The following is a 15,013-nucleotide window of genomic DNA, read 5'->3' as shown; positions in this document are numbered from 1 at the left end:
AAGAGGCCTCTAAACCGCAATATTCAGCAAAGAGACCTCAAACTATGTACGTTTTTCTAGAGCAATTATAATAACTGTAGCAATGATCATGGCCATGCCAATTAGCCCTAATGCACTAAATTGGTTGCCTAACAAAGCCCATCCAAAGAAAGCTGCCGAAATCGGTTCAATAGATGACAGGATTGATCCTGGCACTGCACCTATTCTCTTAACACCTTCTAAATAAGCATTAAAGGATACAATTGTCCCCAAAAAGACAACATTGAAACAGCCAATAACAGTCCATACATCCCACATAGCATACGAATTTGGCTGATGAAATAAAATAGCAGCAACAATACCACTGAGAAGCATACCGAATCCTACAATCGGCAAGGTTCCATATTTATATAGTAAATCTACGGGAGAAACACTATATACAGCGACCCCTACAGCAGATAGAAGTCCCCATACAAGCACGGCCAGTGGGAATCGCTCCATAGAAAAGCCATCATTCCCCATCAAACAAATCGTACCTACCAAGGCCAGTATAACGGAAATAATTTCCCCTTTAGAGGGCCTTTTACCATAACGGGCAAGCATATAAATAATAATCATTGATGGCGCCAAGTATTGAAGCACCGTCGCAATACCGGCCCCAGCTAAAGCAATGGATTTAAAGTATGTATATTGGCATAAAGCCATGCCAAATACGCCAAAAACGATAAGCCCTACCGTATCTTTCAAACTACGAAAGACATGGAAGATAGAATTGCCATATTTAAACCATGCATAGATAACAGTCAATAGTCCTGCTGTAATTAATCGCATGGTGACAAGCCATTCCAAGTTCATATTCCTAAAGTTACTTAAGAACTGTACTGAAGTACCTGATACGCCCCATAAAACAGCTCCTAATAGGGTTAGTAAGACACCTATAATTTCATATCGCTTCATAGGATTACTCGTCTAAGAGGTCTACATGTACTTTTACAACAACCTTGCGAATTTTAATAGGCTTATCATTAACAGCTAATAGTGGTCTATGGATATCAGATGGGAAGAATACTGTATAATACCCTTCTGGACAGTGGATGTGTCCTTCATCAACAGCTTCATTAGGATAGAAATAGCAATCACGATCTGGATAAGACTCCACAGGCTTTACGAGACCTTTATCTACAAAAAAGCCCATATTTTCTTCCCCATCTACCATGAATTGAATATCTACATAGTTGCGATGAGACTCAGGTTTTGTAGTTTCAAACAGCTTGGTTTCCACATCGTCTACATTGGCATACATCATGTCACCTTCAATGGCATGACGGCCGCCTGGCAATGCTTTCAAATCTGTATTTTTTAAGAAATCTAAAGCTCGTACGATGGCTTTAGGATAACCCATTTTTGTATAATCTGCAGTAATGCTAGAAAAAAACATATGCGATCCTTTCCCGATATCTGGAAATAACACCCGATACATAAGCAATTATATTATCTTAATGTTAGCACATATATACATAAAGGACTAGCAATTCTATTATTTTCACTGCATCTATACATACCAATGATTAGGTCTCAATATTCTCCGTTATCGATTAAGTCTATCCTAATCTATTTCAAATATAGTAAAAGCCCTCCATACGCTACATATATGGAGGGCTCGTGTAAAATACTATTCAAATTTATGACTTACGTCAATTGTTATGCTATTAAGTTGTTACGATATGCAATTATCTATTCAGTTGTAGTGATTCTAACTGTAATTGATACAGTACGTGGACATGTTCTTAACTTTATTCTTGAGTCTTACGAGCAGCGATAATTTCTTCCGCTTGCTTATGTGGAACCTCTTCATAAGTATAGAACTGACGGTTAAATACGCCTTGTCCTTGAGTGATAGAGCGCAATGCAGTTACATAGTCGGCCATTTCAGCCAATGGTACTTGTGCTTTAACAACAGAAATACCTGTTCTTTCACTTTGTTCCATGCCTAATACACGACCTCGACGGCTATTTAAATCACCCATGATGTCGCCCATGAAAGCATCTGGTGCAAACACGTTAACTTCATAGATTGGTTCTAATAGGACTGGTTTCGCCTTAGGAATTACATCCTTGATAGCTTGTGACGTAGCTACTTTAAATGCTAACTCTGAGGAGTCTACGCTATGGTAAGATCCATCCAAGAGTGTCACTTGCACGCCAATCATAGGATATCCCGCAATTAAGCCTTTATCTAGGGTTTCTTTGGCACCCTTTTCCACTGCTGGTATGTATTGTTTAGGTACAGCACCACCAAAGATTTTGTCTACGAATGCAAATTCGCTTCCATCGTATAATGGGTCCACTTGAATCTTAACGTGACCATATTGACCATGACCGCCACTTTGTTTCTTATATTTAGACTCGGTTTCAGCGGAGCCTTTAATTGTTTCGCGGTATGGAATATATGGAGTCACAAGTTTAGCTTGTACGCCATATTTACGATCCATTTTGTTGAGGATATGCTCGAGATGAACCTCGCCCATACAATCGATTTGTAGTTGACGGGCCTCAGCATTTTTCACTACTACGCAAGTAGGATCTTCTTCTGCTACCTTAAGAACAGCACCAGCTAATTTTTCCTCCTCACCTTTTTTCACAGGTTCTAATGCTACTGTGTATAGAGGTTGAGGGAAACGGATAGCGTCGTATGTTACTTTAAAGTCAGGAGCAGTTAATGTATCGCCAGTTTTAGCATTAGCCAATTTCGGTATCACTACGATATCGCCAGCTTTAGCTGAGGATACAGGGATTTGTTGCTTCCCAATAAGGGTAACCATCTTGCCCCATTTTTCTTCTACGCCTTGATTTACATCAAAGAGGCGATCTCCTTCTTTGAGTTCACCAGAGAAGATACGTACAAAGCTTTGTTTGCCTGCGAATGGGTCTAACAATGTTTTAAATACGAATGCAGTTAACGGTTTATCTACATGTACTACACATTGTTCGCCGGTTTCCGCATCAGTTGCGGTCATCACTTTTTTAGTTGCATCCGGCATGTAACGGATCATACGATCCAATACTTGATCTAAGCCAATACGAGATGTGGCACTGCCACACATGATTGGGCACACACGGCCACTAATCATCCCTTCACGCAAGCCTTGGCGAATTTCCTCTAAGGATAATTCTTCGCCTTCTAAATATTTTTCCAACAATTCATCGCTACCTTCAGCCGCGGCTTCTACGGTCATTTCCCGAATTTCTTGAGCCTTTTCGATAAGGTGAGCTGGTACAGCAATCTCTGTTGGTTGGCCGTCCTTGTAAGTAAACGCAGTCATTTTAGCTACGTCTACGACGCCTTCAAAGTTGGCGCCTTCACCGATAGGAATCTGCAATGGCATAATGCCTTTGCCAAATAATTCCCGCATTCTTTCAATAGTACCGAAGAAATCAGCACCATCAACATCCATTTTATTGATAAATGCCATGCGTGGCATTTGTAATTCCACAGCATAATCCCAAGCGCGAACTGTGTCAGTTTCTACACCAGATGTGGCGGATAGTACCATCAACATACCATCGCACGCACGCAAAGCGGCACGAACTTCGCCATGGAATTCATTATAGCCTGGAGTATCTACGAAGTTAACCTTATGGTCATGCCATTCACATGGAGCTATGCCCAATTGGATTGTTACATTACGTTTAATTTCTTCAGGTTCAAAGTCCATAATATGTTTATTGTCTTGGCCTTTACCTACGAAATCAACCGCACCAGAGGTTAACAACAAAGATTCGACAAGAGCTGTTTTACCCGCACCATCGTGGGAAACAACAGCAACATTTCTAATTTTATCACTACTGTACTCTTTCATCGGAATCGCCTCCTTAATGGCAAATTACGGCTTTTGCTAATACATTTCGACACCCAAATAGAAAAGTCCTCTTTTTCCGAAAAAATTTATCAAAAAAAGAGGACTCTTTATTAATATTAATTTATATATCAGTATTATCTACCGACTAAAGAAGCACAGCCACCAAGAAGTGCCATGAAGATTGCCCAGATAAGAACAAAGATAATGGACGTAATGATACAGGCAATGAAAACTTTCATTTTAGTAAGCATGACTTGTCTAGCCATAAGTTCTAAGGATACCCAGATAGAAATAATAATTAATGCCACGGTTCCTACAAAATATACGAAACCAGCAATAGCACTACTATCGAATACAAGACCTAATAGCCCCATTACAATCAAGACTATCATATATCCAATACTAAATAATAGTACTTCATACCCTTGTAGATACCAACTAACTTTCATAATGGCTTGTACATTGTCGGTACCACCCATTTTAGTAATAACCCAGTTATATACATAAGAACCGATGGCAACCATTACAAAGGACCAACCGATACTGATGAGCCATGCAAAAACAAATATAAAACTTGCACCGATACCGATTAAATAGGTTAAACCAGTAAATTCATTATGAGGGAGAAATGGAATTAACATAGTCCCAAATAAAGCCAATATAATATATGGAATAGCCCACAAGAATACAGTGCCCCAGAAACCTTTTTGCAAAGTGCCCGATTGCACCACTTGATCAATACCGCCTTTAAAAGGACTTGCAAACAACCGCCAAAAATCAGAATACCATTTTGTCTCCATAATACAACCTCATATACAAACTAAAACTCTCTAAAACTCTCCCGTACGTTTTCCGTAGTGCTTGGAGTCGCCATTTTGCTTCCAACCTACGGTATCACCGATGGACATTACGCGGCGCGTTAAGCAGTCTTTACATTTGTCTGCATTATCATCTACGCAAGGTTTATTATCGTACAGCAAATATTTTGCACGGTGTTCCGGAATGGTAATGATAGGCATCAAAATATTAGCACCTGCAGCAAGGCCCTTTTCACGGCCTAGTTTATCTAACGCTTGTAATGCAGTTGTAGCTGCAATATTTACGTCTTTCAAGAATAACCGTGTCAATGCAATCATCTTTAGGCCCAATTGAATACGGCGCAATTTACCTGCTTCGTCATCGATGCCCATCGCTAATGCCTCTTGGCCTAGCGGCGTATCATGATGTACCACATACGGTCCCATACCGATCATATCGATATCCATATCGCGATAGAACAAGATATCATTTACAAGGTCTTCTTCGGTTTGCCCAGGCAAACCAATCATGACGCCTGTCCCCACTTGGAAACCTACGCGGCGCAAGCTACGTAAGCATTCAACGCGCGTTTCAAAGGAGTGCAGTTCATCTTGAGGGTGAATTTTATGATATAACTCTTTATTTGTTGTTTCAATGCGCAATAAGTAGCGGCTAGCGCCGGCTTCACGCATGCGACGGTACGCCTCTTCGCTTTGTTCCCCTACGCACATCGTAATGCCAAGAGAACCATCGCCAATGGCTTTAATATCGCGAATTAAATCCACCACATAATCTACAAAAACATCATCACAGCGTTCACCAGATTGGAGCGTAATGGAACCATATTCATGGTCATAGGCCCACTGCGCCATTTTGATGATATCTTCACGGTTCATATCAAAGCGTTCCGTCTTGTCATTTTCACGACGGATACCGCAGTAATTACAGTTTTTGATGCATCGGTTCGAGAACTCGATGAGGCCACGATAGTACGCTACAGGCTTTACATATTTCGCCTTCACTTCGTAAGCCTTTTTATATATTAACTGCAACTGTTCTTCATCAGTTACAGACATAAGAAATCTTAGCTCATCCTCTGTTAGCCATTCATCGCCAACGAGGTCTTTTGCGAGAATGTCTTGCACTTGCAAACAATCACTTCCTTTCATAACGAACCGTCATCGATTCGCTTGGTATGGTAATGGATTCAATATCTGTAACACAGATAAATCCATTAATTTCACGGGGCAAATCCCGTACATGCTTCACTTGCTCTGTCAAACATGCATGAGCCATCATGCCACGACTCATTTTAGAGGACGTACTCATCTGTTTAAATGTGTCGCCTCGCAATTCCCAAAACTCAACGGTTACCACCTTAGGATGGTTCACCATTTTTGCATATTCTTTAGACGCTAGATTTAGGATCCAATCTTCCTTGTGAAAGTATGCATCCACCGTTCCACGCCACGTATCGTATAAATTAATGCCTACCTTATCGACCATATCGAGTCGATAGTCTCTAACGCCCATCGTAGGCTCTACAACACCGTACAAGGCAGACATCACAACGAGATGGCTTTCACCGAAGGCCTTAGCCTCATCAGACAAGTTCTGCCAGTCTAAATATTTGAAAGCAATACCATCGTAGCTTTCACAGGCAAGCCCTACAGGATGGGACTCAAAATCTTGATAGAAATCAAAGAGCGCCTGCGCCTTATCATCCTTTAATTTTAAAGCCTTGCCAAGGGCGGCCACATCTAGTGATTGCACATGTTTTACAATGTCTTGTGTGATGTGCGGTTGAAATTGACCGTCTAAGACTGCAGTATGTACTGCCCCGTCGTTGATAGTAGCAGGGGTAATCGTTTTAGTCTTACTAGGAGAGAGGACGATTTTCATGGGATAACTCCGCCTTAATAGTTTCCTCTGTCAAATTGTCGATCAACTCAGGGTTCCACAACATAAGAGGCACAGCCACTACGTGACTAGCTTTCATTTCTTTACATAAATTAATACATTCTTTGAGGTAATCGGAATCTTCATCTACAAGATCGCATACGATCACAACGTGACGGCCTTTTAGATTAACGCCTTCGTAGTCGATGCTTCCAGCAGATACTGTAAGCATGCCTGTTTCCAAACGACCTTCGCTCATGTCATTCAAACGAGACATCAACACATGCTCAAGCATAGTGGATACAGGTGTCACTACGCGGCCAATGCCGATAAGAGCCTCAGGTTGGGCATGAACGATAACGGTTTTCTTACGTTTATCTGTTCTAAAATCAACGAGAGCTTTTTCTAAAGCGCCAAAGAATACGAATAATTGCCAAGGATCAAAAGAACCTGTTTGGAACATGTCGATAACAGAACCATCCTCATCCATATTTAGGCGCGTTAATAATTCCTCTGCAATGTCGTTTACAACAACACTGAAATCAGATTGCATTGCATCTTGTACTTTTACTTCGTCTGCCATTAGGTCCTCCTAATTTCTATCTATTACACTGATGAGGGAATTCTCCCTACAGATTTATGCTATCTTTAATTGTAACATATTTTATAGCCCACATGGGTATTCTTGGATACGCTTTTTACATAATCAATATACATAACCGAATATGAAAAAAAGACCGCTACCGCGGTCTTTTTCTCTATCATTATTAGCTTTACATTATGAGCTAACGATTCGATTGTTTTCTAAGCCTTACTACTAGTCTACTAGCTTCATGCAAATATGAGATTGTGTATTATACACCTACTATACGCTCGTATATTATGCGCCTACATAGAGTAGGTAGATGTTCATAACGGTTACCACAATACCAATGCCCCATAATAGTACATTCGTATATGTATGGTTCGCATATTGCCCCATCACCTTGCGGCTACTTGTCATATAAAGCTGCAAGAAGATAGTTATCGGCAATTGCAAGCTCAAGAACATTTGGGAAATCAACAAGGCTTGGAATGAATCAGTAACGAATACAATCAAAAGCAATGCTGGAATATAGGTTAATGCCAAGCCTAATCTTGTATGGAAGTCTTTCATATCGTAAGACTCACCAAACATACCGGCAAAGATACTCGCCCCTGCCATACCTGCCGTAGCAGATGATGCAAAGCCCGCAAAGAGCAATGCGATAGCAAAGATTGTACCTGCTGCCGGACCAATGAGAGGTCGTAACAACTCCTCAGCCTGTTCAAGCTCCGTTACTTCAATGCCATGAGCAAAGAACACGGCCGCCGCCAATAAGATCATGGCAGAGTTAATCATCCAGCCAATACCCATAGATAATAGAGTGTCTAGAAATTCATAACGCAATTGGCGCTTCATTACAGAAGGATCTTGCGTGTTGAACTGGCGACTTTGGATGATTTCTGAGTGCAAGAACAAATTGTGAGGCATAATAACAGCCCCTAAGATACTCAAAATAACGAGCATCGATCCATTAGGAACCTTAGGGTCTACCCAACCAATACCAGCTGCCGCCCAATCTACATTGACCATGTTGACCTCTACGAGGTACGCCAACGCAATGAGGGATACGAATCCTGCAATGATACGCTCTAGCTTCCGATAAGAGTTTGTTATGAGCATAATGGTACAGATAACAGCCGTCAAAACACTGCCTATCAAAAGAGGAATGCCAAATAGCATTTTCAATGCGATGGCTGCGCCGATAAACTCAGCTAGTGCAGTCGCTGCCGCTGCAATGCCCGCCGTACTCAATACGAACCTGGACACGTAACGCGGCAAGAATTCATAAGCACATTCGGATAAACATTGTCCTCGTACAATGCCTAAGTGGGCCACGTTATGTTGCAATAAAATAAGCATAATCGTAGATAGCGTAACTACCCACAACAGTTCATAGCCATAACTAGCACCAGCAGCTAGATTGGCCGCCCAGTTGCCAGGGTCGATGAACCCAACTGTGACAATGATGCCAGGCCCTATATATTTAAAGACCTCGCTCACCTGTTGCTTACCGTTTTGGTGGACGGTAAACAGCTGTTTCTTTAAAAAATCAATCATTATAACTCCTTAAATAGGGTTATAGAGTGAAAGTCATCTCCGTTTGCATACGAGCATCGGTTTTAGATTTTGTATCCTTACCACCTGTATAACGGATGCGCACATTATTATTTACTTTAACGCGAGAGTCATCAATTTTGAATTTCTTCATCTTTTCTTTGATTTGTTCATCAGTTAACGCGCGCTCTTCTGGTTTTGCCACTTCGTCATTAGCTGCATCTAAAGCCTCTTGTTGAGATTTAGATACTTGGTATGTCTTACCAGATTTCTTAGCCTTTTCAGCACGTTTTTCATCTAATTTTTGACGACGCTCTCGGGTAACCTTCTTATCGCGAGCGATACGATAATCCATCACATCGCGCATGTTTTCTTGGTAAATACGCAATGCATATTGGCGATCGTTTTCGTTCATTTGCTCCCGTTTTGTTACCACCTCATCGATAAGAGGCATGAGCTCATCCTTTGTATAGCTTGTATTGCCATCAAAGACAAAACCATGTGTATCTGTAATAGCACCATGTTTAATTAATGTTTGTAACGCTGTATACGTCCAATCACTTGGCGTAATTACACCTGCACTCACATGATGTTGTGCTTTACTAGAGCTACTAACAGTTTCTACATCGGCACTCACACCATCTACCATAGGACGTGCGCTTGGAATAGCAATGCTTTCAGCATGCACGAAACCAACAGAGGCAACGAGACATAATGCACCGATGCCAACAGCGCGACGAAGTAAATGTATGTGACGTGTATATTTTGTATTCATAAGAGTCTCCTTAAAATTACATTTGATACAATCTATTATATGAAACCCCTTATCATACGTCAACTCTATAACCTTACACACCTGTATAAATCAATATTTACAAGACCTCAGGCTCACTTGAGCCCTTACACCTTTAGGTCCATCCCCAGTAAATACCACAATAAACAAAAAGACCTCACATCGCGTGATGTGAGGTCTCAGCATGGCGGAGGATTAGGGATTCGAACCCTAGCGACGGTAACCCGCCCTAACGATTTAGCAAACCGTCCTCTTCAGCCTCTTGAGTAATCCTCCATGCTTTACTGGGTAATCATATCATACCCAATAAGGCATTGTCAATCGTATTATTTCAACATAGATTCGATGAACTCAAAAACCTCTAACTACTAGTTTAACTAATAGTTAGAGGTTCTATCCTTCTATATTATATGCGGTTTTATTACACTATATTAAATATAGTATTCTATGTAATCATCAGGAATTTTCTTTTCCTCAGCCTTACCGTTATTAGTGCGACGAGGTTTACGGACATACATATTTTCTGGATCTGTTTCAAAGATAACCATATCTTTAGGGATATCATGTTTGATAACGAGGTTACAACCAATTTTAGTGCGTGCCCCAATGGTAATATCACCTAAGATTTTCGTGCCTGTACCGATGAGTACTTCGTCTTCGATGGTCGGATGGCGTTTTACCTTTTTAGAGGACATGCCACCTAACGTCACTTGGTGGAACAAGGTCACATTATCCCCTACGATTGCCGTTTCACCGATAACGACACCCATGCCATGGTCGATAAATAAACCACGACCAATGGTAGCACCTGGATGAATCTCAATGCCTGTGACATGACGAGAATGAAGAGCTACGCGACGGGCCAAGGTTGGCCATCCCCCCTTATAGAGGCGATGCGCAAAGAAATGCCAGAACAAGGCTGTAATATGCGGATATGTCCAAATGACCATCCACACATTCGTTGCAGCAGGGTCAGAATCCATTACGCGTTTAATATTATATTGAATTTTGCCCCATAATTCGCGTAAACCTTGTATCATAGCGACTCCATCTCAAATAACTCTACTCATATATAATATATAGTATACAACATATGTGGTATGTATTCCTATACATAAGATGCTTTATCTATGCGAAATCCGTTATTTTACATATTCATTATTGGCGAAGTCCAAAAGGGATAAATATTTTTCTACCCCATCCGGCGCAATAACCACAATATTCGCCTTTGGCTCTTCACGAGCAATACGCTTTGCCGCAACGATAGCTGCCCCTGAGGAAAGGCCAATAGAAACACCGCTTTCACGCATAAAGGTTTGTACCTCGCTGAAAGCCTCTTCATCGCTTACAGTCTGTATACCATCCATCAAGCTTTGATCAAAGTTTTCAGGAATAAAACCTGCCCCAATGCCTTGAATTTTGTGAGGACCACCCTTGCCTTCCGTAATGGCTGGAGAACCTGTTGGCTCTACGGCGATAGCCTTTAAGTTAGAATTATGCTCTTTCAACCGTTTTGCAACGCCTGTGAAAGTCCCGCCAGTGCCGATACCCGCTATGAATACATCTACCTTTGGCACTTGTTCTACAATTTCAGCACCAGTTGTACGATAATGCATATCTGGGTTTGCAGGGTTTACAAATTGGCCCAATGTGAAAGCATTTGGATATTTATCTAAAATTTCATTAGCGCGTTCAAGAGCACCTCTCATACCCGTTTCTTTCGGTGTTAAGATAAGTTGCGCACCATAGGCCTTAATAAGTTCACGGCGTTCTTTACTCATGCTTTCAGGCATAATAATAACAGTTTTAATATGCAAGATGGCGCCCACCATGGCAAGAGCAATGCCTGTATTACCGCTTGTGGCTTCAACAATAATGCTATCTTCGTGAAGGCGTCCTTTTTCCTTAGCATCTTGCAACATGCCAAGTACTGCACGGTCTTTCACAGAACCACCTACATTATATTTTTCAAGTTTTACATAGATATTGGTATTTGGTAATTGATATACCGGAGTTTTACCAATCAATTTAGTTGTTTGATTTGTGACTATGCTCATCTGATCCTCCTTTTGGCGATAGATGATAAAAATCGTCCTCAGGAACATCCCAAGGACGATATGAATTTCACCTTGTTATTCTCTATACACTGGATATAACCATTTGTGTATTTCCATAAATACACTCATACTCTATCACCTGCATCTATGCATTGTCAAGAGAATGAGAACCGCTTTTAAAACCCTAAAAATACAGGAAATAACTAGGTTTATTTATAATTTTGTTAGTGTGTCTACTACCACATCCCAGGTAATAGGCACCATAATGATAGCTAGCGCAAGCCCAATAAAGATGACGGCCCCTAGTATAACGGTAAGACGCGGAACGATGGCTATAACAGTGCTATTCGCTACGTTATACGCCTTGTCTATGTCATAGTGTAGCGCTACATAGCCCCACAAAAATCCTGCTATCAAATATGACGCTACATAAGTGTCTAGTATGATATGCGTTGATGTTATCAATTCAACATGCATTAATCGATTGATAACTGGTGAAAGTAACACATTAGTGAGTATAGCTATAAGCTTAAACCACATAAGACATGTAATATAAGGCCACATAGTTCTCATGGTCATCCGCAACATATAAAGCAGACCAACCATACCTGAACCCAATGTGCCCTTTGTATGTGCCATGTAACGTTCCATCCAAGACGGTTGTTCTTTGCCTTGATGTAGTTGGTCATAATGAAACGATAAATTCCTTTCACCATGCGCCAAATCGACGAGACCTAACACTTGTAACAATACTAAAACAAAGACGAAAACAACGCCAATCTGGAAGCTTTCACTAAAGAATAGAGCCATCGGGTCAAATGTTAGCTCACTCAAAGACGATAGATCACCATAAACATCATAAAATGCAGCATATATACAATTTGTCGTGAGTACATCTACGATAAACAGGGTCAATACAAAGATAAGATACCCATTCCATCGACCCCATCTACTAAGATGTGACAACTGCGTATGCTCCCCTACGATTATGGATGCAGGGTGAATAGACAAGATCACACCGATCATAAAAAACATTATGAACGATGTGCCCATTGTTATATATTCATATACCATATTAACGGTATGCTACGCGCTCAGGCTGCATGTCGTGGAAATGAAGGCGTTCTTTTGCCGTTTTTTCCCACTCTGTACCAGGCTTTCCATAGTTTGCGTATGGATCAATGGACAAACCACCGCGCGGCGTAAACTTGCCCCATACCTCGATGTACTTAGGATCCATCAACTTGATGAGGTCTTTCATGATGATATTGATGCAATCTTCGTGAAAGTCCCCATGATTGCGGAAACTAAATAAGTATAATTTCAAAGACTTGGACTCAACCATTTTCTTATGTGGTACATAAGAAATATAAATTGTGGCAAAGTCTGGTTGACCTGTCATAGGGCACAAGCTAGTGAACTCAGGACAGTTAAATTTAACGAAGTAATCGTTGTCTGGGTGCTTATTATCAAATGCCTCTAACACCTGTGGTGCATAATCAGTAGGGTAATCGGTCTTGTGACCTAACATCGTTACCCCTTGTAACTCTTTTTCAGATCTGCCGGATGCCATAAGGAACCTCTTTCTATATCTTCTAGAACTCTATAATTAAATATATTGAATAATTCATGTAACACTTAATTATAGCATACAAAGAACGACCTATAGCACTACATTTGCTTGCAATTCATCAAAGGTAAAAGCATATTCTTCTACACGCACAAACTCTTCCCAATCATTATGTAATAAAAGGGAGATATGGATTTTATCCTGTTCCTCAAATATATCTGCACCAACACAATAGCATGGAGATGCAAAAGAAATAAATTTACTTTCACTAGCATTTTCTAAGTTGATAAGCTGTAGCTGTTTTTCACCAATCGCTAACAAATATGTATTAGATGCTATTAGTTGATAGTATTTAATAGAAACTACATCTGGAATTTCAATAACACTTGTACCATCTATAATTATTATATTCCCAGAGTCATGACAGATTAATTTATTCTTTCTATAATACATAACTATTCCATTATATCTATTTTGATACTCATTAAATGGATATTCATCAACAGAAGCAAGTTCTAGCACTGTAATTTTGAAGTCAATCAAATCCAAAGATACTACATTCTTACTCGTCTCTATCATAATATGATCTTTACAGAAACAATGTAAGTCTGAGAAATATATATCTTGAAGATCATCAGGAAGCTCTATTAGTTTAACCCCACTACTTTCAATGTCAACTAAACACAAAAATGCCTCCAACTTAAAAAGCATCCTATTATTAACGTAATCTACATAGCTAGCTTCAGGGCAGAATAGATTTTCATCCACTTTAATTCTTTTCACTTCATTCCATGAGGAATCCAACACAATAAGCCCTTGATGGTTATCATTTATTATGCTATATGGTCCTATTCGTTCTAACATATAAATATCATTTTGGTTATATATACTCCGCATTGATTTTATAGGTTTCATGATTGATATCATATCCTTTCTTTATATCAATTATATAACGACTACAATCAGCAATAAACAAGCTCTTTTTCATGGATTACATTATGTACTTTTGTCAATATTTAGATTGTATAAAATTAAAATTTATAATAAAATATTCATATACATTTGGTAATGTTAATACATTCAGAGAAATATAACACCTTATGGAGGTCCCTTATGAAATTAAAACAGCTTATTTTATCTAGCATCGCTGTAGGTGCATTAGCTTTCACATTTGGCGCAGTACAACCTGCACAGGCGGCTATTGGCATGGAGAATCCAGGTCCAGCTATGAATCTTGAAAAGCCTGCATCTGTTACGACTGCCCATCATATCAATGTAGATGGCAAGGTTGTTGAGCCTATTAACGGTCAACAAAATGTAATCTATGTAGATGGTCAACCACTCGTAGCATTGCGCCAAGTATCTGAAGCATTGGGCTATAAGGTGGCATGGGATGAGCCTACTAAAACAGCATTAGTAGACATGAATATCGCTACATTAGCTATCCAACCTGATTCTGCAGAGGTAGTGCGCCATGGCAAATTGAAGATTATCAACCTTGATACTTCTGAATCCTTCTTGCCTGCAGCTCGCAAGGTAGATGGTACTATCTTTGTAAAACCTCAAATATTCAAATTATTATTGAACGATGTAAAAATTACGAAGGATGAAATCTTCATCGCCCCTCAACGCGCACAATTAGCGTCTACTACAAACACAGAGGTATCTCACAAGAATGAACTCAACACATTCTTGCCACCATCTCAAAATGATGTAAAGAAAAAAGAAGGTCCAAAGGCTACGGAAAAACCTCTTATTAAAATTAAGAAATCCTTAGCTAAAGATACTGTAACTACAGACGATCAAGCTCAATCTACAGATAAATCTGAATACCAACGCGCTAACGGATTAGATCGATAAGCGAAGCTAAGAGATTGTTAAACAAGCTCTCAACGCATCGAAAAATTTATACAAATA

General features: G+C 40.0%; 15 protein-coding genes and 1 tRNA gene. 1 reads left to right on the top strand and 15 read right to left on the bottom strand.

Annotation, left to right across the window (positions count from 1 at the left end; translation table 11 throughout):
- Positions 1-42: 42 nt before the first annotated feature.
- The 15 genes from ACSV5T_RS05020 to ACSV5T_RS04950 all read right to left on the bottom strand — a co-directional run bounded on the left by ACSV5T_RS05020 (position 43) and on the right by ACSV5T_RS04950 (position 14,023).
- Positions 43-936 carry a DMT family transporter gene (locus tag ACSV5T_RS05020; protein WP_295824774.1) on the bottom strand — a complete coding sequence of 298 codons (894 nt, stop codon included), beginning with the start codon at positions 934-936 and terminating at the stop codon, positions 43-45.
- Positions 937-940: 4 nt separating this feature from the next.
- Positions 941-1,417, bottom strand: coding sequence for a YhcH/YjgK/YiaL family protein (locus ACSV5T_RS05015; protein WP_295824777.1), 477 nt, complete (start codon positions 1,415-1,417; stop codon positions 941-943).
- Positions 1,418-1,772: 355 nt separating this feature from the next.
- Complete coding sequence (gene fusA / locus ACSV5T_RS05010) at positions 1,773-3,839, bottom strand: elongation factor G (protein WP_438320429.1); 2,067 nt, start codon at positions 3,837-3,839, stop codon at positions 1,773-1,775.
- A 134-nt stretch (positions 3,840-3,973) separates the two neighbouring features.
- Positions 3,974-4,639, bottom strand: coding sequence for a hypothetical protein (locus ACSV5T_RS05005; protein WP_438320428.1), 666 nt, complete (start codon positions 4,637-4,639; stop codon positions 3,974-3,976).
- Positions 4,640-4,669: 30 nt separating this feature from the next.
- Positions 4,670-5,806, bottom strand: a complete 1,137-nt coding sequence (gene hydE / locus ACSV5T_RS05000; RefSeq protein ID WP_438320427.1) for a [FeFe] hydrogenase H-cluster radical SAM maturase HydE — start codon at positions 5,804-5,806, stop codon at positions 4,670-4,672.
- Entirely contained in the window at positions 5,793-6,539 is a 747-nt protein-coding gene (locus ACSV5T_RS04995; protein ID WP_438320426.1) for a YaaA family protein, read from the bottom strand. Before ACSV5T_RS04995 ends, hydE begins: the two co-directional genes overlap by 14 nt.
- A complete protein-coding gene (locus ACSV5T_RS04990) occupies positions 6,517-7,119 on the bottom strand; it encodes a hypothetical protein (RefSeq protein WP_213467535.1) in 603 nt (200 codons plus the stop codon). Before ACSV5T_RS04990 ends, ACSV5T_RS04995 begins: the two co-directional genes overlap by 23 nt.
- Before the next feature lie 297 nt (positions 7,120-7,416).
- The gene (locus ACSV5T_RS04985) at positions 7,417-8,679 is read right to left on the bottom strand and encodes an Nramp family divalent metal transporter (RefSeq protein ID WP_295826115.1); all 1,263 of its coding nucleotides are present in this window, start codon (positions 8,677-8,679) and stop codon (positions 7,417-7,419) included.
- 19 nt (positions 8,680-8,698) lie between these two features.
- Complete coding sequence (locus ACSV5T_RS04980; RefSeq protein WP_438320425.1) at positions 8,699-9,451, bottom strand: hypothetical protein; 753 nt, start codon at positions 9,449-9,451, stop codon at positions 8,699-8,701.
- A gap of 203 nt (positions 9,452-9,654) precedes the next feature.
- Positions 9,655-9,745, bottom strand: a tRNA-Ser gene (locus ACSV5T_RS04975).
- A gap of 155 nt (positions 9,746-9,900) precedes the next feature.
- A complete protein-coding gene (gene epsC, locus ACSV5T_RS04970) occupies positions 9,901-10,509 on the bottom strand; it encodes a serine O-acetyltransferase EpsC (RefSeq protein ID WP_438320424.1) in 609 nt (202 codons plus the stop codon).
- Positions 10,510-10,611: 102 nt separating this feature from the next.
- Positions 10,612-11,526, bottom strand: coding sequence for a cysteine synthase A (gene cysK, locus ACSV5T_RS04965; protein ID WP_438320423.1), 915 nt, complete (start codon positions 11,524-11,526; stop codon positions 10,612-10,614).
- A gap of 213 nt (positions 11,527-11,739) precedes the next feature.
- Positions 11,740-12,552 carry a hypothetical protein gene (locus ACSV5T_RS04960; RefSeq protein ID WP_438320422.1) on the bottom strand — a complete coding sequence of 271 codons (813 nt, stop codon included), beginning with the start codon at positions 12,550-12,552 and terminating at the stop codon, positions 11,740-11,742.
- A 49-nt stretch (positions 12,553-12,601) separates the two neighbouring features.
- Positions 12,602-13,099, bottom strand: a complete 498-nt coding sequence (queF, locus tag ACSV5T_RS04955; RefSeq protein ID WP_024066478.1) for a preQ(1) synthase — start codon at positions 13,097-13,099, stop codon at positions 12,602-12,604.
- 90 nt (positions 13,100-13,189) lie between these two features.
- The gene (locus tag ACSV5T_RS04950; RefSeq protein ID WP_438320421.1) at positions 13,190-14,023 is read right to left on the bottom strand and encodes a hypothetical protein; all 834 of its coding nucleotides are present in this window, start codon (positions 14,021-14,023) and stop codon (positions 13,190-13,192) included.
- Between the two features lie 186 nt (positions 14,024-14,209).
- Here ACSV5T_RS04950 and ACSV5T_RS04945 point away from each other — a divergent pair, with 186 nt between their 5' ends.
- The gene (locus tag ACSV5T_RS04945; RefSeq protein WP_438320420.1) at positions 14,210-14,956 is read left to right on the top strand and encodes a stalk domain-containing protein; all 747 of its coding nucleotides are present in this window, start codon (positions 14,210-14,212) and stop codon (positions 14,954-14,956) included.
- Positions 14,957-15,013: the final 57 nt, after the last annotated feature.

This window comes from Veillonella sp. ZSJB6 (assembly GCF_051549505.1).
GTDB lineage: Bacteria > Bacillota > Negativicutes > Veillonellales > Veillonellaceae > Veillonella.
This window is presented reverse-complemented; position numbering and strand designations above follow the sequence as displayed.

What these genes read in the sequence shown, in the direction of transcription:
- ACSV5T_RS05020 (WP_295824774.1), bottom strand. Translation starts at nt 936, where the DNA reads ATGAAGCGATATGAAATTATAGGTGTCTTACTAACCCTATTAGGAGCT.
- ACSV5T_RS04945 (WP_438320420.1), top strand. Translation starts at nt 14,210, where the DNA reads ATGAAATTAAAACAGCTTATTTTATCTAGCATCGCTGTAGGTGCATTA.
- ACSV5T_RS05015 (WP_295824777.1), bottom strand. Translation starts at nt 1,417, where the DNA reads ATGTTTTTTTCTAGCATTACTGCAGATTATACAAAAATGGGTTATCCT.
- queF (WP_024066478.1), bottom strand. Translation starts at nt 13,099, where the DNA reads ATGGCATCCGGCAGATCTGAAAAAGAGTTACAAGGGGTAACGATGTTA.
- ACSV5T_RS04960 (WP_438320422.1), bottom strand. Translation starts at nt 12,552, where the DNA reads ATGATCGGTGTGATCTTGTCTATTCACCCTGCATCCATAATCGTAGGG.
- fusA (WP_438320429.1), bottom strand. Translation starts at nt 3,839, where the DNA reads ATGAAAGAGTACAGTAGTGATAAAATTAGAAATGTTGCTGTTGTTTCC.
- ACSV5T_RS05005 (WP_438320428.1), bottom strand. Translation starts at nt 4,639, where the DNA reads ATGGAGACAAAATGGTATTCTGATTTTTGGCGGTTGTTTGCAAGTCCT.
- ACSV5T_RS04995 (WP_438320426.1), bottom strand. Translation starts at nt 6,539, where the DNA reads ATGAAAATCGTCCTCTCTCCTAGTAAGACTAAAACGATTACCCCTGCT.
- ACSV5T_RS04950 (WP_438320421.1), bottom strand. Translation starts at nt 14,023, where the DNA reads ATGATATCAATCATGAAACCTATAAAATCAATGCGGAGTATATATAAC.
- cysK (WP_438320423.1), bottom strand. Translation starts at nt 11,526, where the DNA reads ATGAGCATAGTCACAAATCAAACAACTAAATTGATTGGTAAAACTCCG.
- epsC (WP_438320424.1), bottom strand. Translation starts at nt 10,509, where the DNA reads ATGATACAAGGTTTACGCGAATTATGGGGCAAAATTCAATATAATATT.
- ACSV5T_RS04990 (WP_213467535.1), bottom strand. Translation starts at nt 7,119, where the DNA reads ATGGCAGACGAAGTAAAAGTACAAGATGCAATGCAATCTGATTTCAGT.
- ACSV5T_RS04980 (WP_438320425.1), bottom strand. Translation starts at nt 9,451, where the DNA reads ATGAATACAAAATATACACGTCACATACATTTACTTCGTCGCGCTGTT.
- hydE (WP_438320427.1), bottom strand. Translation starts at nt 5,806, where the DNA reads ATGAAAGGAAGTGATTGTTTGCAAGTGCAAGACATTCTCGCAAAAGAC.
- ACSV5T_RS04985 (WP_295826115.1), bottom strand. Translation starts at nt 8,679, where the DNA reads ATGATTGATTTTTTAAAGAAACAGCTGTTTACCGTCCACCAAAACGGT.